This window comes from Streptomyces sp. TAA486 (assembly GCF_000426165.1).
Window position 1 is genome coordinate 35982 of record NZ_AUEV01000023.1, and the last position, 15450, is coordinate 51431.

Annotated in this window: 17 protein-coding genes and 2 pseudogenes; 11 read left to right on the forward strand and 8 right to left on the reverse strand. The window is 69.4% G+C overall.

All coding sequences use genetic code 11. The features are described from left to right. Positions 1–20 precede the first annotated feature (20 nt). Positions 21–791 carry a GAF and ANTAR domain-containing protein gene (locus I004_RS36350; RefSeq protein ID WP_051345492.1) on the forward strand — a complete coding sequence of 257 codons (771 nt, stop codon included), beginning with the start codon at positions 21–23 and terminating at the stop codon, positions 789–791. 316 nt (positions 792–1107) lie between these two features. Here I004_RS36350 and I004_RS0127170 read toward each other — a convergent pair whose 3' ends face one another. Next, positions 1108–1689 (reverse strand): CGNR zinc finger domain-containing protein, encoded by a 582-nt coding sequence (locus I004_RS0127170; protein WP_028438080.1) that lies wholly within the window; start codon positions 1687–1689, stop codon positions 1108–1110. A gap of 87 nt (positions 1690–1776) precedes the next feature. Here I004_RS0127170 and I004_RS36355 point away from each other — a divergent pair, with 87 nt between their 5' ends. Beyond that, positions 1777–2655, forward strand: coding sequence for an alpha/beta fold hydrolase (locus I004_RS36355; protein ID WP_078511853.1), 879 nt, complete (start codon positions 1777–1779; stop codon positions 2653–2655). A gap of 78 nt (positions 2656–2733) precedes the next feature. Here the strand turns inward: I004_RS36355 and I004_RS38580 are convergent. Continuing rightward, positions 2734–3005, reverse strand: a pseudogene (locus I004_RS38580) (IS5/IS1182 family transposase); the annotation flags it as partial. Further along, on the reverse strand, positions 2987–3931 hold the full coding sequence (locus I004_RS0127180) for an NADP-dependent oxidoreductase (RefSeq protein WP_028438081.1): 945 nt from the start codon (positions 3929–3931) through the stop codon (positions 2987–2989). The gene I004_RS0127180 and the pseudogene I004_RS38580, both read right to left, overlap by 19 nt. Before the next feature lie 514 nt (positions 3932–4445). Here I004_RS0127180 and I004_RS0127190 point away from each other — a divergent pair. The 5 genes from I004_RS0127190 to I004_RS0127210 all read left to right on the forward strand — a co-directional run bounded on the left by I004_RS0127190 (position 4446) and on the right by I004_RS0127210 (position 8049). After that, a complete protein-coding gene (locus tag I004_RS0127190) occupies positions 4446–4661 on the forward strand; it encodes a hypothetical protein (RefSeq protein ID WP_028438083.1) in 216 nt (71 codons plus the stop codon). 163 nt (positions 4662–4824) lie between these two features. After that, positions 4825–5127 (forward strand): hypothetical protein, encoded by a 303-nt coding sequence (locus I004_RS0127195; RefSeq protein WP_199779471.1) that lies wholly within the window; start codon positions 4825–4827, stop codon positions 5125–5127. A gap of 155 nt (positions 5128–5282) precedes the next feature. Then, the gene (locus I004_RS0127200; protein WP_106965456.1) at positions 5283–6197 is read left to right on the forward strand and encodes a phytanoyl-CoA dioxygenase family protein; all 915 of its coding nucleotides are present in this window, start codon (positions 5283–5285) and stop codon (positions 6195–6197) included. A 275-nt stretch (positions 6198–6472) separates the two neighbouring features. After that, positions 6473–7252, forward strand: a complete 780-nt coding sequence (locus I004_RS0127205) for a GAF and ANTAR domain-containing protein (protein WP_028438086.1) — start codon at positions 6473–6475, stop codon at positions 7250–7252. A gap of 41 nt (positions 7253–7293) precedes the next feature. Next, the gene (locus tag I004_RS0127210) at positions 7294–8049 is read left to right on the forward strand and encodes a GAF and ANTAR domain-containing protein (RefSeq protein ID WP_028438087.1); all 756 of its coding nucleotides are present in this window, start codon (positions 7294–7296) and stop codon (positions 8047–8049) included. A 288-nt stretch (positions 8050–8337) separates the two neighbouring features. Here the strand turns inward: I004_RS0127210 and I004_RS36360 are convergent, their stop codons facing one another. Further along, positions 8338–9393, reverse strand: a complete 1056-nt coding sequence (locus tag I004_RS36360) for a DUF4349 domain-containing protein (RefSeq protein WP_051345494.1) — start codon at positions 9391–9393, stop codon at positions 8338–8340. A 430-nt stretch (positions 9394–9823) separates the two neighbouring features. Here I004_RS36360 and I004_RS0127220 point away from each other — a divergent pair, with 430 nt between their 5' ends. Beyond that, the gene (locus I004_RS0127220; RefSeq protein WP_028438088.1) at positions 9824–10897 is read left to right on the forward strand and encodes a chitinase; all 1074 of its coding nucleotides are present in this window, start codon (positions 9824–9826) and stop codon (positions 10895–10897) included. Positions 10898–10924: 27 nt separating this feature from the next. Here I004_RS0127220 and I004_RS0127225 read toward each other — a convergent pair whose 3' ends face one another. The 3 genes from I004_RS0127225 to dacB all read right to left on the reverse strand — a co-directional run bounded on the left by I004_RS0127225 (position 10925) and on the right by dacB (position 14053). Continuing rightward, complete coding sequence (locus I004_RS0127225; protein ID WP_028438089.1) at positions 10925–11590, reverse strand: SDR family NAD(P)-dependent oxidoreductase; 666 nt, start codon at positions 11588–11590, stop codon at positions 10925–10927. 193 nt (positions 11591–11783) lie between these two features. Then, positions 11784–12161 carry a DUF2255 family protein gene (locus tag I004_RS0127230; RefSeq protein WP_028438090.1) on the reverse strand — a complete coding sequence of 126 codons (378 nt, stop codon included), beginning with the start codon at positions 12159–12161 and terminating at the stop codon, positions 11784–11786. A gap of 224 nt (positions 12162–12385) precedes the next feature. Further along, positions 12386–14053, reverse strand: coding sequence for a D-alanyl-D-alanine carboxypeptidase/D-alanyl-D-alanine endopeptidase (gene dacB, locus I004_RS0127235; RefSeq protein WP_078511855.1), 1668 nt, complete (start codon positions 14051–14053; stop codon positions 12386–12388). Between the two features lie 184 nt (positions 14054–14237). Here dacB and I004_RS0127240 point away from each other — a divergent pair, with 184 nt between their 5' ends. Further along, on the forward strand, positions 14238–14606 hold the full coding sequence (locus I004_RS0127240; protein WP_028438092.1) for a VOC family protein: 369 nt from the start codon (positions 14238–14240) through the stop codon (positions 14604–14606). 85 nt (positions 14607–14691) lie between these two features. Here the strand turns inward: I004_RS0127240 and I004_RS36365 are convergent. Continuing rightward, positions 14692–14985 (reverse strand): annotated as a pseudogene (locus I004_RS36365) (ATP-binding protein); the annotation flags it as partial. A gap of 32 nt (positions 14986–15017) precedes the next feature. On the opposite strand from I004_RS36365, the gene I004_RS40530 reads away from it, so the two are divergent. Further along, positions 15018–15254: a Scr1 family TA system antitoxin-like transcriptional regulator gene (locus I004_RS40530; RefSeq protein WP_486580454.1), complete on the forward strand. Its 237-nt coding sequence runs from the start codon at positions 15018–15020 to the stop codon at positions 15252–15254. Then, positions 15227–15442, forward strand: coding sequence for a DUF397 domain-containing protein (locus tag I004_RS0127250; RefSeq protein WP_028438093.1), 216 nt, complete (start codon positions 15227–15229; stop codon positions 15440–15442). The genes I004_RS40530 and I004_RS0127250 overlap by 28 nt, the downstream gene beginning before the upstream one ends. The last annotated feature ends 8 nt before the right edge of the window (positions 15443–15450 follow it).

Consider the following 15450-nt stretch of genomic DNA (forward strand, 5'->3'; position numbering starts at 1 on the left):
CGGCTGGAGGAAGACTCACGATGCGTGAACAACAACTGGTCACGGTGTTCGTGGAGTTGGCGGACACTCTTGTCGACGACTTCGACGTCATAGATCTCCTGCACACCCTGACCCACCGCTGTGTGGAACTGCTCGACGTGCAGGCCGCCGGACTCATGCTCGGCGATCAGCACGGTCGGCTGCGGTCGGCCGCGGCCTCCTCCGAGCACGCCCGGCTCCTGGACGTGTTCGAGTCACAGACCGAGGCCGGGCCCAGCGCGGAGTGTTTCAGGACAGGGCAGCCGGTGATCAACGCAGATCTCGATACCCCGAGCTGGCCGCGCCTCAGGGAGGCGGCACGCGAAGCCGGTTTCGCGTCGCTCCACGCACTCCCGCTGCGGCTGCGCGGCGAGATCATCGGCACCCTGAACCTCTTCCACAGCGAGTCCCGCACGCTGACCGAGGCCGACATGCACGTCGCTCAAGCACTGGCGGACATCTCCACCCTGAGCATCCTGTCCCAGCGCAGTCTCCGGGAGGGTGAGATCCTCGCAGGCCAGCTGCAGAACGCCCTGACCAGCAGAGTCACGATCGAGCAGGCCAAGGGAGTACTGTCCGCGAGGCTGCGAGTGCCGATGGATGAGGCGTTCACGGTGATCCGGGATCACGCACGGACCCACCACGAGCAGCTGTCGGTCGTCGCCCGGCGGATCGCGGCGGGCGACCAAGCGCTGATCTCCGTGCTGACGGGCGAGAGTCCATCAGAGGAGTCGACCCCGAACACCACTGCGCGGCCGCCCAGTACGTGCTGAGCCGTCGAGTGGTCGGTGAGCTCACGCGCGGCGTCCCGGCAACCGCTGGGGGAGACTCATGTCGTTCCTGAACATCCATCGCGAACGCCCGGGACCGCACCACCCGGTCTGCGGCTTCGGGTGTCCGGCCTTGCGCTGCGGGCAGTTGCGGCACTGAAGGCCCTGTCCCCGGCTGGCCGTGTGCGTGCCTGGCTGTTCGGCACGAGTGCGTGTACGTCCTCACCGTGAAGCCGGGGTCTCCAAGTCCCTGGTACTGGGACGGACCTTGACGCTCTCGCCCGCGTCCAGGACGACCGAGGCGTAGAAGGGCGTCGGACTAGGACCTGTCCGGTGAGCCGTCTTTCCGGCGTGCCCGGTGCTGGGCGACGTTGTGGCGGTTGCCGCAGATCGGAGGGCTGCAGTAACGGCGTCGTCCGGCGCGGCTGGTGTCCACGAACACTCCCGCGCACTCGGGCGCCGCGCAGTCCCGGAACCGGTCGTGGTCCAGGGCGTGCAGTGAGCCGAGCAGCCCGGCGCCCGTAAGGACCGCCAGTTCGTCGGCGATGCCCGCCTCGGGCGCGGTACCGACCACCCAGCGCCAACCGTCCGCATCCGGCACCAAAAGTGGGCCTCGGCCCGCGCGTTCGACCAGCGTGTTGGCCCGCTCGACCGCCTCCTGCTCGGTGGGCGCCGCCAGGGCCGCGCGCACCTCCTCGCGCAGCGCGTGCACCTGGGCGAGATCGCCCCGGGTGATCTGGTGGCTGCCCGCGGGCTCGACGGTGTGCTCGGCGAGGAAGCGCGCCAGTGCGGTGGGGTCACCCAGCGTCTCGCTGGTCCGTAGACGGACCGTGGGTGAGCTGTTCGCCAGAGCAGTGGCCACACCCGCACCCACCGTGTAATCGGAGAAATAGATCTGCACGCCTTACCTCCCACTGCCGCAACGGCTACGGTAGCCAATGTAAGTGGAGAAAGAAGACTTTACCCCTTAGCTTGGAGGCGAGGCCGTATGCCCGCGCACGCTCAGCACGACAACGCCCACGCATCTGACGACGTCCGGAGCGATCCGTGCGACGGGTGGCAACTTCCCGACCGGGTACGAGTCGAGGGCGGAGAGGTCGCCACGGGCGTCTTCGGCCACGGTCCGCCCGTCGTCCTCGTCCACGGCACGCCCGCGTGGTCCTACCTGTGGCGCAAGGTCGTTCCACTGCTCGCCGAACACTGCACGGTGCACGTCTGGGACCTGCTCGGCTTCGGCGACTCACGCCCAGACTCCGGAGTCTGCCCCTCCATCGCCCGACAGGCGGCGACCCTCACCCAACTCGTGGCCCACTGGGGGCTGACGGACCCCGCACTGGTCGGCCACGACATCGGCGGCGGCATCGTGCTCCGCGCCCACCTGCTGCACCGGACCCCCGCACGCCGCCTCGCACTGCTGGACGCCGCCGTGCTGGGGCCGTGGAACACCCCGTTCACGGAGCACCAGCAGCGCCACGCGGAGGCGTACCGCACCATGCCGCACGACGCCTTCACCGACCTCATCACCACACGCTTCCAGTCCGCCACCCACCACCCCATGCCACCCGAAGTCGTCGCCGCGTATCTGCGACCCTGGGCGGGGACGGCCGGGCAGCACCGCTGGCTCAACCAAGTGGAGAGCGTGAGCTTCGAGGACACCAGAGAGGTCGTCGCCCAGCTGGCCGAGATCTCCGTCCCCACGCTCGTCCTGTGGGGTGAGCGCGACGAGTGGCTCAGCGCCGCGACCGCCCGGCGCCTCACCCGCGCCATCCCTGGGGCCCGACTGCAAACCCTGTCCTCGACGGGGCACTTCCCTGCCGAAGACGCGCCTGACGAGACCGCCGACGCCCTGCTGCGCCTGCTGAGGTGAACAGATCGTGCCTCGTCAACAGAACCGTACGAACAGGTGAGTGACACCCGGGGTGGATTCCATTGGGTCCGGACCGGATCACGACCACAGGTAGTGGCGCATCGCGGCGACGGTGACCGTCCCGCGAAAGACGCAGGCCCTCTTATCGAAGCGCGTGGCAACTGCCCGGTTGTTTTTCAACTTGCTGATCGTCCGCTCGACTTCGTTACGCTTTGTCGCTGCTCAGATGGTTCCGGCCGGCTGCGAGGGCGCCCGCCCGACGGGCGGGGAACGAGAACTCGGTCCAGGACCGGGATCCTCTGCGGCGCGTCGCCCCACTGACCGGGTGTGATCAGCAGCGCCAGGGGTCTGCGGGGCTGTCCGACACGATGCGGATGATCGTCTTGCCGGGGCTGCGGCGTCCTGGCGCGAAGGCCGCGGGCGTTTCGGCGAGCGGGTAGACGTCGCCGACGACCGGCTTGAGCCGTCCGTCTCTCAGCCGCTGCGCGAGGTCGGCGAGCCGGGCCCGGTCGGGTTCGACGATGAAGAAGACGGCCCGCCCGTCCTCGGGCCTGACCGTGGGCGGGGCGGCGATGGTGATGAGGGTGCCACCGGCACGCACCAGCGCGGCTGAGCGGTCGAGGATCTTGCCGCCGATCACGTCGAACACGACGTCGACCTCTCCGGCGTCCTCCAGCCGGTCCGCCTGCAGGTCCACAAAAGCGTCGGCGCCCAGGCCGAGAGCCGTGTCCCGGTCGGTGGACCGGCCGGTGGCGATCACCCGCGCTCCCACCTCGCGTGCGAGTTGGACCGCGACCGACCCGACGCCGCCGGCGGCGCCGTGGATCAGGACCGTCTGCCCCGCCTTGAGTCGCCCGTGGTCGAACAGACCCTGCCACGCGGTCAGCCCTGAGATCGGCAGCGCGGCGGCCACGCTGTGGTCGATGTCCGCGGGCAGCGGGGCCACGTTGCGGGCCTCCACCGCGGTGTACTCGGCCAGCGATCCGTCACGGGACCAGTCGGCCATGCCGAAAACCCGCTGGCCGACGGTGAGGCCGGTGGTGCCGTACCCCAACTCGGCGACCACCCCGGACAGTTCGTGCCCGGGCACACTCGGGGTCCGGTCGCGGCCGGCGCGGTCGGTCCATGTCCCTGGCCAGGCGAGTTCCCCAGGGGTGAACCCCGCGGCGTGCACGCGCACGATGACGTCGTTCTCAGCAGCGTGGGGATAGGGCAGTTCCGTCAGGGCGAATCCGCGAACGCCGGCGTCACGGTCGCGGACGGTGATGGCTTGCATGAAAGTTCCTCTGGAGGGGTGAGCAGCGCCGAGCAGGCACAGTCATGTCCGCTTGGGTCGCCAGGGCGCCCGATGCGTCCTGATCCCGACCGTATGCTCCGGCCGGTCCATCCGCGTGGTGCGGCGCTCGTGCCTCGTTGGTCAGGAACGTCCGTCCGATGCGAGGTTCGGGCACTCCATGCGATTTTCGACTCTGGCGACCCAATATTCACGCAGCCAATAACACGTACTGAAGTTCATGTATATTGGGCCGGTGCGGGGCGCCGGGCGACCACGGAGCAGAGGCCGGCCCCCGAGGGAGGGGGAAGGCCGTGTACGAATGTGCGCTCTCCGCGCAGCCGCTCACCGAACAGAGCGCCGCCCAGGCGGCAGCGACGGCGCGTTCCCGGCATCCCGTCCGGGGCGCACTCCTCGCGACGCCGCAACGCTCGACCCTCGCGACTCCCGTCTCGACCGCCGATGACAGACGTGACTGCAGCGCGGCAGCCTGAATAGCCGGTGAGGAGTGCTGACATTGCCCGCGACCCGCAAGCCGGAGACGGCACCCAGGCACGCTCCGGAGACCTACCCGGCCTGGGACCCTGACAAGGTCTACGCGAAAGGCGAGCGCACCGTTCACGAGGGTCGGCTGTACGTGGCCGCGGAGTCCGTGATCGCGGTCAGACCCGACCCGGGCAGTGGCTTTGATCATTGGCCATGGGTGTATCTCGGCTGGCACTCGCTGCGGTAGACACCGCCCGGTGGCCCGATGTGGCAAGGCCGCGCAAGCCGTCGGCGCACCGCGATTCTGGTTGGACGCACTCTGGTCAACGGCCTTGTGCCGGGCGTCACTTCGGAAACTCAGAGGCCAATTTCGGGGCAGTTCAATCAGTTGGCCCATGCCCCGGAGAATCATGTACGTGCAGCTCAAGACGGGTCATGACACCGACGCGGGCCCGTCGTGGATCGGCTGGGTCCGATTCTCCAAGACCCAGACCGCTTACTTCCGCCATCGCACGCTGCGTCGTTGGCCGGGCATGCGGGACGCCAACTTCTACGACGTGGACACCGACGAGCAGTTCTGGGTCTCCGGCCCGAAACGCGATCGGTCCGACGGCCGGTTCGGCCGCGCGGCGCCGGAGATCGACGATGACGCCCGCGATGCCTACGAGGCGTTCCTGGGCGGAGCTCCGCTACCGGGACGTGAGAAAGGCTGAGTGTTCCCCCCCCCCCCGTGGGGCTGCCGTTTCCGGTACGGGCGTCGTACCGGCTGAGCACCGCGGCGTCGGCCCGAACCGCTTCCGGGCCGAAGCCCCGTCGACCCGCCGGAAATGCGGTTGCCGGCGGCTGTCGCCGTGGCCACGCTGGCCCGATGGATCTGCGAGGGGCGGCACAGGCGTGGTGTGAGGACGGCTTCGTGATCCTTCCCGGGTTCATCCCGCCCGAGGAGTTGCAACCTGCGGCGGATGAGCTGGAGTTGCTGTTCCCGTCCGCCGAGGGTTTCCATGACGGAACCGATCCGCGGCGCGAGCGTTTCATCGGTGACCAGTTCGCCGGGATCGACTACTTCCCGTTCGAAGGTACGGAGATCAGCCTGCTCGCGGTGAACCACCGGCTCCTGGCGCTCGCCGGGACGCTGCTGGAGGACGACGGCTGCCAGATGTACGGGGCGGAGGCCTGGGCGAAGTACTCGGGTGCCAGCGACTACGACCAGGATCTGCACCGTGACTACCTGGGCCACACCCTGCTGGTGCCCAGCAGCGCACCGGGCTTCCGGCAGTTGGAGATGTTCGTGTACCTGGCGGACGTGCCGGAGGAGTGCGGCCCGGCGCACCTGGTCTCCCGGGAGCACACGGCGGATCTCCCCGCGGTGCCCGACAGGTATCTGCGTCCCGGCCTCGACAGCGACAGCCGCTTCCACGCCGGCAGCGAAAGCCCCCGTTTGTACGGGGCGGAGGTGTCTGCGGCCGGTCCCGCGGGGACCGTGGTCGCCTTCGAGATCGGGACACTTCACCGCGGAACTGCCATGACCGCGCAGCGCGGCGCGCGCTACACCATGCACCTCAACTTCCGTCCCTCCGGCGTCCATTGGGGCCAGCGCCGGGGCTGGGCCTACTCCGCGGTGCAGGAGGACTGGTCCAGGTTCGTCGAGCGGGCCACCCCGCGCCAGCTCCACGCCTTCGGGTTCCCACCGCCCGGACACCCCTACTGGACGCCGGAGACGCTGACGGGGATGGCACTGCGGTACCCGGGGCTCGACCTCACACCTTGGCGCGAACTTCGCTGATCGGGCCCAGCCCACATCCGCTGCATCGGCCTCGCGTAGGGACAGCAACTACCGGCAGGGCCGCGTGAACCACGGGGATTTCTCCCCACCGGGACGGCTCCGTGGGGTGGTTGCGGTGGCCGATATGGTCGCTGTGTGTCATCTGGGCTGGAGGCAGGGACACTTGCTGTCCGTCCCTACCGACAAGGCCGCTCGCTACCTGGTGAGGGATCATCGGAGGCAACGAACGAGCGGGGGAGGTGAATAACGTGCGAACCGGCGGGGACCCAGGCGGCATGGATCCCGACGAGTCGGAGGAGCGGCTCGGGGTGCCGGAGGAGGACGACAGCGACACCCGGTGGCGCGGCTTCATGGCTGATTCGACCGCACTCCCGCCGCCGAGCGAGTTGGTTGGCGGGATGCCGGAGCGGCTCTGCGCCGCATGTGTGCGGCTGCTCCAGGTGGCCGGTGGTTCCCTTTCGCTGGCCGGGGGAGCGAAACGATCGCTGGTGACCCTGTGCGCGAGTGACGACATCGCCGCGCGACTGGCAGAGATCCAGTACACGCTGGGTGAGGGCCCCTGCCACTATGCGGCCGAGATGAGAGCACCTGTCTCCGCGGTCGATCTGACCGCCGGGCCGGACACGCGGCGGTGGCCGGTCTTCGCCAGTCACGCCGTCGATGCAGGTGCCGGCTCGGTGTTCTCGTTCCCGATGAGCCAAGGCGGCCACATACTGGGCACGGTCGACCTGTACAACACCACCCCCAGCACCCTGGAGGAGCCTGAGATCCGGCTCGGCATGCGAGCGGCCGATGCCGTTGTCCTGGCACTCACCGGCCTCCATCAGGAGCAGCCGTCGGACGACGAGCAGCCGAGAGTAGCCTGGTGGATGGAGGCGGAGGCCAATCACGAAGAGGTGCACCGGGCCGTCGGGATGCTCATGGTGAGGCTCGGCGTGGACGCCGAAGAAGCGATGGCAAGGCTGCGTGCACGGGCATTCTTGCTGGACAAGACCGTCACCGACTTGGCAAAGGACGTCACCGGCCGCAGGGATGATTTCCGTGCTGGAGAGTAGGCCGGTGGCCGTATCGGTGTGCGCGACAGGAGGCGGAGAGCTTGAGCCGTGAGCGAGAGGTGAGCGAAGCCTTTCTCACCTTGGCGGACACCCTGGTCGAGGACTTCGACCCCCTGTCTCTCTTCCAGCGTCTTGTCGATCACTGTGCGGGACTGCTGGATGTCGAGGCTGTGGGCGTGATGATGATCGACGCCCGCGGCGGTCTGCGGACAACGGCCGCCTCCAGTGAGGAAGCGGATTTTCTCGAGGTTCTGCAGCTGCAGAAGAACTCGGGTCCCTGCGTGGACACCTACCACGAACAGCGTCAGATGAGCGTTCCGGACCTCTCCTCCGAGCGGGAACGCTGGCCGGAGGTCGTAGCCGCCGCACTGGCATCCGGTTTCGCGTCGGTCCATACGGTGCCGCTGCGACTGCACGGACACGTCGTCGGTGCAGTCAATCTCTTCCGCACCGGACGAGGGCCGCTCGCCGCGGAGGATCAGCATCTCGCTCAGGCTCTGGCCGACGCGACGATGCTCGCCCTGATGCAGTGGTCGACGGAACCGACGCCGCGAGGAGAGATCCTGACGCGGCTGCAGAGCGTCATCGCGGCGAAGAGCACCTTCGAGATGGCCAAGGGCATGATCGTCGAGTACGCGGACGTTTCCTTCAGCACTGCTGCGCGCATTCTCCGGACCTATTCGGAAGATCAGCGCGTGAGGCTGGGCGACACCGTTCAAGCTCTCGTCAGCAACGAGCTCGCGCCGGCCACTGTCGCGAGCGGCTCGGGCAACAGAAGGTCAGGGCAGGGAACATAGCCTGCCGCTCACGAAGGAGCCTCCGATCGCGTCCGGCCCTCGTGACTGCCCCCTTGTGCCGTTCATGTGCGGTGCTCTGCTTCCGCACCGCCGACCACGACCGGTCTGCGGATGGTTGAGCTCGTCGGCCGTGGGCCGCGCTCCCTGACCGGGAGGCGCGGCCCACGGCTTCGTGCGGGGAATTCCGTTCCGGCCAACTTCCCTGGCCCGTGGCCGCGTTGCCTGCTCTCAGCGCGGAGACGGTGGGCTCTGAAGGCCATGGAGCCGGCTCTATCCCCGGCCGGTCGCTCAGTCGCTCTCCGGTGGCTTCGCCGAAGCCTTCGCCGGAACCGGTGAGTTGCCGCCACCGCCGGCGGCCGAAGGAACGGCGGACCCCGGCGAGCGGCGCACGATCTGCGGCAGCCGGCCCCGGACCAGCCGCCAGACCACCAGCAGCACCGCCAGCGCGGCAAGGAACGGCAGCGCCGCACCGATCACCACCGCGACCCAGCGCATCGTCGTGATGAAGGCGTCCCAGCCGCCCCCCAGTGCGTCCGTGAAGCCCGTCCCGTCGTCCTTCTTCTCCACCTCGGTCTCCGAGAGCACGAGAGTGATCGTGGCCAGCGACGTACGGTCCTTGAGCGACGCCTGCTGCGCCTGGAGCGCTTCCAGCTCCGCCTGGCGGGTGCTCAACTGCCCTTCCAGAGTGACGATGTCGGAGAGCCCTGTCGCCTTGTCCATCAGCTTCCGTACACGTTCGACGCTTGCCTTCTGCGAGGCGATGCGGCTCTCGACGTCCACCACCTTGTCGGTGACGTCGTCGGCCGACACCTTCCGCTCGATGAGCTTGCCGCTGCCCGAGAGCTCCTCCAGGACGTCCGCGTACTCCTCCTGCGGTACCCGGAGCACCAGACGCGAGCGTTCGTGGCTCTGGCCGTCGCGGTCGGTGGTCTCGTCGCCGACGTACCCGCCCGAGCTCTCCACCGTGGTACGGGTGTCGTCCAGGGCGGACGGCACGTCCTTGACCTGGACCGTGAGCCTGGCCTTACGGATGACGTGGTCCGGTTCGATCTTCGGTGGCTTCTTCTTGGCCGGGCCTTCCTGTTGGCCCGTCGTGTCGTCGGTGTTGGCGCGTGCCCCACTGTCGGCCGCCGCGCCGGCGCGCCCCTCGCGCTTTCCGGATGCCTCGTTCGCGTACTGCCGCTCGCTCGTCGAACTCCCGGAGTCCGTGGCTGAGTTGTTGCTGCAACCCGCGACGGCCAGCGCCGAGGCGAGCACTCCCACCGCGAGGAGTGCGAGCGACCGGCGCGGACGCCGGCCGGGACTGCGACGGTTCCATGTCGCGGGCGGTGTCGGATCGTTCATGAGGGGTCCCCCTCTGGCTGTGCGCGGTTCGTTGTCGCAGGTTGGACGGGGGTGCCGTCGGGCGGGTTGCGGGACGCCGGTCGCGATGCCGTCTCGGTCGGGAATCGATCAGGAACCGGTGCGGCCGGGCCGTACAACCTTCGAGATCCGGGGCGGGTCGCGGCGCCGCGCGCTGGGGGCCATGAGCGGTGTCAGGCAGCGGCCTGCCTCCGGGCGCCCCCGAGCTCCCTCGCGAGCGGCTTCGGAGGCCGTGAGGGGAGCGCCGTTCGGGGCCGGACGTCCCTCCGGCCCCCGCCTCCCTTAAACCCGGCCTAAGTGTGGCCTAAGTCCCTTCGTCCACGTCCGCAACCTGCTGATACTCCGTCCCGTTGTCGTTAGCTTGCTGAGGGAGGAAGACCACCCCCCGCGCACAGAAGGAGACTGCCCCACGATGGCGAACCACGCGGAAGCGCAGGCTGCCCCGAGGATCCGCGCAGGGAAGCGTGCCGTAACCGCCTTGGCCGCGGCGGCAGTTGCCGCGTCGTTGCTCGCCGCCTGTTCGAGCGGGGAGACGGATCCCGGGCCCACCGGCCCGCCTCCGGCGACGCCCTCGCAGACCGAGGACCCGCTGCCGGAAACCGGGGACTTCGCGCCGTACGTGGACACGTCCCTCAAGCCCTCCTACGACCTTCTGGAGAGGGCCGAGAGGACCGGTGTGAAGGAGTACAACCTCGCGTTCGTCTCCCCGGGAGGCGGCTGCGTGCCCAAGTGGGGCGGCAGGCAGCAGCTGGAAGACAATCCGGTGGCGGCGCAGGCGAACGAGCTGCGCGACGAGGGCGGCGACGTAAGGGTCTCCTTCGGCGGCCAGAGCGGCAACGAACTCGCCCGGGTCTGCGGCTCGGTGGACAAGCTGACGAGCGCCTACACGAAGGTCATCGACACCTACGGGCTGACGAAGCTCGACTTCGATCTCGAGGGCCCCGCGCTGACGGACAAGAAGGCGAACGAGCTTCGCAGTCAGGCGATCGTGCGGCTCCAGCGGCAGCGTCCGAACCTCAACGTCTCCTTCACCCTCCCCGTGATGCCCTCGGGCCTGAACCGGGACGCCCGCGCGGTTCTGGAGAACGCGCAGAAGAACGGCGCACGCGTGAACCGCGTGAACATCATGGCGATGGACTACGGCACCTCCTACGACGGAGACATGGGCGAGTACGCCGTCCAGGCAGCAACTGCCGCGCACAAGCAGATCCAGGCCGCGCTGGGCGTCAAGGACGCGGAGGAGGCCTGGGACACGCTCTCGGTGACGCCGATGATCGGCGTGAACGACGTCGAGGGCGAGGTCTTCCGTCCCGAAGACGCCACGGAACTGCGGAAGTTCGCGGACAAGAAGGAGCTGGGCGGCCTGTCCATGTGGTCCGCAACCCGCGACAAGCCCTGCCCAGGAGGCCCGAAGTCCAAGGCGCAGGCGACCTGTTCGGGCATCGGGAAGACGGCGGACGAGTTCGCGAAGGCGTTCAAGGGCTGAACCCGGGCAGGCTCACCCGGGCCGGGGTCAGGCGTCGAGCTCCTCGGCGAAGACCCGGAAGTCCCCCCGGTCGCGGTGCATGTCCCGCAGGGTCTCCGCGAGCACCGCGGGGTCCTTGCGCGGGTGTCCGGGCGTGATGGCACCGGGAATGACGAGCTGGGCGACGTGGATGTTCTCGTCGGCGAGCGCGGTGTGCAGCATCTGCGCGTAGGCGCTCTCGGCGGCGAAGGCGACCGACGTGCCGGCGAAGTCCGGGCGTGGCCGGACGGCGGTGCCTCCGTTGACGAAGAGGACGGTGCCGCGGCCGAGGCGGCGCATGCCGGGCAGTACGTGCTGCACGGCGGCCGCGGGCGCGTAGAGGGAGAACTCGACCGGGCCGGACAGGTCGGCGGGAGTGGCCTCCAGCACGGGCCGCATGAAGTCCTTGTGCGGCGCGGGGCTGTACTGAAGGACCTCGATGGGGCCGAGAGCGTCGGCGGCGGCCTCCAGCGCGGCGGTGAGGGCGCCCCTGTCGCGTACGTCGGCGGCGAACCCCCGCGCGGTCACACCTTCGTCGGCGAGGCCGGCGGCCAGCGCGTCGAGTCGCTCCTGGCTGCGGGAGACGAGTGCGACGTCGAATCCCTCGCGTCCGAACTGCCGCGCCGCGGCGGCTCCCAGTCCGCGTCCCGCTCCGATGATGGCGATGGTGGTCATGCTTCTCCTGAGGTGTGACGGCTGCACTCGGTTCTTCGGGCCGACGCCGGCCCGCTGCTCCCGGGCGAATGCCCGCCCCGAGGGCGCGTACCGACCCGGTGCGTACCGGATCCATACCGACCCCGGATGCCGGGCCCCGGATGGTTACCGGCCCCGGGCGAGCGCCGGGGCCGGCGCCGAGGACGGCCAGGGTTCAGCGCGGCGTCAGCTTGAGCGTCGCGGACCGGGCCCCGGAGGCGACCATGGGGTCCACGTACTGGGCGCTGTGGCGCTGGTACTTGGTGCGGTAGGCGGCGTCGATGTGCTCGTTGAGGCCGGGATCGGTCTCTTCCGTGAAGCTGACCTCCTTGGCGACTCCGTCGGCTTGGATGTGCCCCTCGCGACCTGCCTGGGCTGCCTGGAACCATGCGCCGTCCCGTCCTCTGTAGGAGCGGACGTACAGGTCGTCGCCGTGGCGCACGACCCAGATCGGTACGGGGTTGCGCAGGGAGCCGTCGTTCCGACGGGGCGCGATCTCCAGTTCCTCGGCTGCTGCGATCTTGTCGAGTTCGTCGCTCGTCCAGGCCGTCATAGGGGTGTCTCCTTCGTGTGCCGGCGCTTCGGGCTGCCGGGTCTGCCGGGTCTGCCGTCAGTCAACGACGGTTTCCGTGCAGGTCTGAAGCAGGCCACGCCGCGTCCGAAGGCGATTCCCGTCCCGCTCCGCGCGGCTGGGCGACCGTCCGCCGCCCCGGCAAGCCCGCCGGGCCCGGACCGCGTCGGCAGCGGCACCCGGCCCGGCGGTCCGTCAGCCAGGCGTCAGCATCGTGCGGGCTTCTTCCAGGAGCACTCCGGGCCGACGAGGGGCCCCGACGGGCGCCGGTCCTCGCCCTTGCCCTTCGTCCCGGGCTTCTTCCCGGACCCGGTCTCGCGGCCGTCGGACGCGAGGGCGACCACGATCGAGTCCTCGATGCCCTTCACCGAATCGGCGAGGTAGTTGTTGAGGATGATGCTGTAGGTGAGCTTGCGGCCGTCCGCGTCGGTGACGTATCCCGACAGCGCCGAAGCGCCCGTCAGCGAACCCGTCTTGGCGTGCGCGTTGCCCTCGGCCGGTGTGTCGCACATCCGTGAGCGCAGCGTGCCGCCCGTCATGCGGTCCCCCGCGCAGGCGATCGGCAGCGCGTCGTACCACTGCTTGAACCAGGGCTTCTTCCGCACCGAGTGGAGAAGCGTGGAGATGTGGCGTGCGGAGACGTTGTCCATACGGGACAGTCCCGAGCCGTCGACCTGGCGCAGCGTGGCGGTGTCCACCCCCTCCTTCTTCAGGAAGCCCTCGATCGCCTTCAGCCCCGCGCTCCAGGTGCCCTTGCCCGCGCTCTCGTCACCCATGGTCTTCGTGAGGACCTCGGCGTGGTTGTTGTTGGACAGCTTCATGAACGGAACGGTGATCTTCTTCAGCGGCATCGACGAATGACGCGCGACGCGCTCGGCCCCGTCCGGTGTGGCCTTGCCCAGCTGCGTCTTCCCCGCGACGTCTACGCCGTGCCGCTTCAGCGCGTCGGCGAAGACGGAGGCGGCGTAACCGGTGGGCTCCCACACGCTCGTCCACGACTCCTCCGGGTCGGCGCCGACCGGGATGCCGCCGCTCACGGTGAGGGTGTTGCCGCCGTGCTCGCGGTCGACGGAGATCGAGTTCTCCCCGTTCCCGGCGACGGTGGTGGCGGTGACGTCGACGTCGACGTAGTCGTTGGACGGCGTGACCTTGACCTTGGGCTTCTCACCCGCCGTGGAGCCGGGGACGATCTCCAGATAGACGTTGCCGGTGTCGTAGTCGGTGTCGGGCGCGAGGCTCAGCGCGGAGATCTGCGAGGAGTAGTACGCCGACTCGTCGTCCGCCGCCCAGGAGCGTCCCAGCCGCTCCGAGTCGAACCGGGTGTCATCGGCGACGAGCTTGCCGGTCACCGTCTTGATCCCGGCTGCGGCGACGTCGGCCGCCATCGCGTCGTAGTCCTTGGCGAGCAGCGTCGGGTCGCCGGTGCCGCGCACGTACAGGTCGCCGTCGAGACGGCCGCCGCTCCGGTCGCCGTCGGCGAGGACGTCGGTGCGGTAGCGGTAGCCGGGGCCGAGGAGGTCCATCGCCGCGGCGGAGGTCAGCAGCTTGGTGTTGGACGCGGGCATCAGCCGCTTGCCGGGGTTGCGGTCGTACAGCACCCGGCCGCTCTCCGCGTCGCTGATCACGATGCTCGTCGCCGCTCCGTCCAGCCGCTTGTCGGCGAGGATGCGGTCGACGGCCTTCTGCCACGAGGGTGCGGGCGCGGCGGTACGCGCCCCGGCGGAGCCGCCCGTACCGAGCGCGAGGGCGATCCCGGCGGTCACGGCGACGACCTTCGTACGCGTGCGGGACCAGGAGACCGGCCGCGACGGTCTGTCCGTGCCCGGTGCCAGGTGGGGGGAGCGGGCACCCCCGGGAAATGTGAGTCGCGTCATGGCGTGAGCCTGCCAGCCCGCGGAAGGACCCGCGAGGGTTCCGGGCAGACAACCGTGGCCACCTCGAACACCGGCAGGACTGCCCGCGCGGCTCCGGAACTGCCTTTCCCCTGACCGCGACGAGCCGCGGCCCGTCAACACGCTGTCCGCCGCCGTGGGAACCGCCACATGCCAGGATCGGCACATGCTGAGAATCGGATCCGTCGTCGTGGGCGTCTCGGATGTGCGGCGTGCGGTCGCCTTCTGGACGGAGGCCCTCGGTTACGTCCCGCGTGACGAGGTGGAGGACACCTGGGCGGTCCTGGTGCCCCCGCACGGGCCGGGTGCGCAGCTGTCGCTCGGTCTGAGCGAGACGCCCGTGCAGACGTATCCCCGGATCCATCTGGACCTGTACGCGGGGGACAAGGCCGATCAGGCCGCCGAGGTCGAACGGCTGGTCTCCCTCGGCGCGCAGCGCGTCGACTGGGACATGTATCCGGCCGACGCCGACTTCATCGTGCTCGCCGACCCCGACGGCAACCGCTTCTGCGTCATCGACACGGGCGGTCACTGAAGGGGGCTTCGCCGCCTCGGTTGTGCCTTGTGCGGTGCGGCAGCTGCGCGTCCGTGGGTGTCGGCGGAAGGGCAGCGGTCCGCTCTCACCACACCCACGGCTCCCGCTCGACCTCGGCCCAGACTGTCTTCCCGACCGGGCTGCGCGGTGAAGTGCCCCAGCGGGCGGCCAGGATGTCGACGAGGAGCAGTCCCCGTCCGGATTCGTCGTCCGGTCCCGGGTCCACGGGACGGGCGGGCGGCGGTTCCGGATTCGCGTCCGAGACCTCGATGCGGACGCGGCCCGTCTCCGGGTCGAGGACGAGGCGGAGCGCGAAGTCGCGTCCCGGGGCGCGGCTGTGGCGGACAGCGTTGGCGGTGAGTTCCCCGACCAGCAGTGCACGCTGCACCGGATCACCCGGAACTGTGAGTGGTGCTTGATGAGGCAGTCCTCAGGCGACCCATCGGCGGACCCGCCGTCATGCGCGACCAGTTGCAGCGCCTGAGGGCTCCGAATACGGCCAACTCCTCGAGGAAGCAGTCGAGGTCAAGCGGTATGTGGCAATTTACGATCGCTTGCGGGCGATGGCGCTGCCCTCGAAGATGTCGACCAGATTCGCTGCGTGATGGAGGGCAGTCACCGTGGAGCCAACGATCCGTCCCGGTCTGAACGGCGCCGCGTGGCGCAGGAGTAGTTACAGCAATCAGGAGGGCGGCAACTGCGTGGAGGTGGCGGACGGGTTCCCCGGCGTCGTGCCGGTCCGTGACAGCAAGGTTCCCGATGGTCCGGCCATCGTCGTGCCGGCCGCCTCCTGGAAGCTCCTCATCGGCGACGTGAAGGCGGACCGCCGCTTCTGACGCGAAAG

What these genes read in the sequence shown, in the direction of transcription:
- I004_RS36350 (WP_051345492.1), top strand. Translation starts at nt 21, where the DNA reads ATGCGTGAACAACAACTGGTCACGGTGTTCGTGGAGTTGGCGGACACT.
- I004_RS36355 (WP_078511853.1), top strand. Translation starts at nt 1,777, where the DNA reads ATGCCCGCGCACGCTCAGCACGACAACGCCCACGCATCTGACGACGTC.
- I004_RS0127180 (WP_028438081.1), bottom strand. Translation starts at nt 3,931, where the DNA reads ATGCAAGCCATCACCGTCCGCGACCGTGACGCCGGCGTTCGCGGATTC.
- I004_RS0127195 (WP_199779471.1), top strand. Translation starts at nt 4,825, where the DNA reads ATGTACGTGCAGCTCAAGACGGGTCATGACACCGACGCGGGCCCGTCG.
- I004_RS0127200 (WP_106965456.1), top strand. Translation starts at nt 5,283, where the DNA reads ATGGATCTGCGAGGGGCGGCACAGGCGTGGTGTGAGGACGGCTTCGTG.
- I004_RS0127205 (WP_028438086.1), top strand. Translation starts at nt 6,473, where the DNA reads ATGGATCCCGACGAGTCGGAGGAGCGGCTCGGGGTGCCGGAGGAGGAC.
- I004_RS36360 (WP_051345494.1), bottom strand. Translation starts at nt 9,393, where the DNA reads ATGAACGATCCGACACCGCCCGCGACATGGAACCGTCGCAGTCCCGGC.
- I004_RS0127220 (WP_028438088.1), top strand. Translation starts at nt 9,824, where the DNA reads ATGGCGAACCACGCGGAAGCGCAGGCTGCCCCGAGGATCCGCGCAGGG.
- I004_RS0127225 (WP_028438089.1), bottom strand. Translation starts at nt 11,590, where the DNA reads ATGACCACCATCGCCATCATCGGAGCGGGACGCGGACTGGGAGCCGCC.
- I004_RS0127230 (WP_028438090.1), bottom strand. Translation starts at nt 12,161, where the DNA reads ATGACGGCCTGGACGAGCGACGAACTCGACAAGATCGCAGCAGCCGAG.
- dacB (WP_078511855.1), bottom strand. Translation starts at nt 14,053, where the DNA reads ATGACGCGACTCACATTTCCCGGGGGTGCCCGCTCCCCCCACCTGGCA.
- I004_RS0127240 (WP_028438092.1), top strand. Translation starts at nt 14,238, where the DNA reads ATGCTGAGAATCGGATCCGTCGTCGTGGGCGTCTCGGATGTGCGGCGT.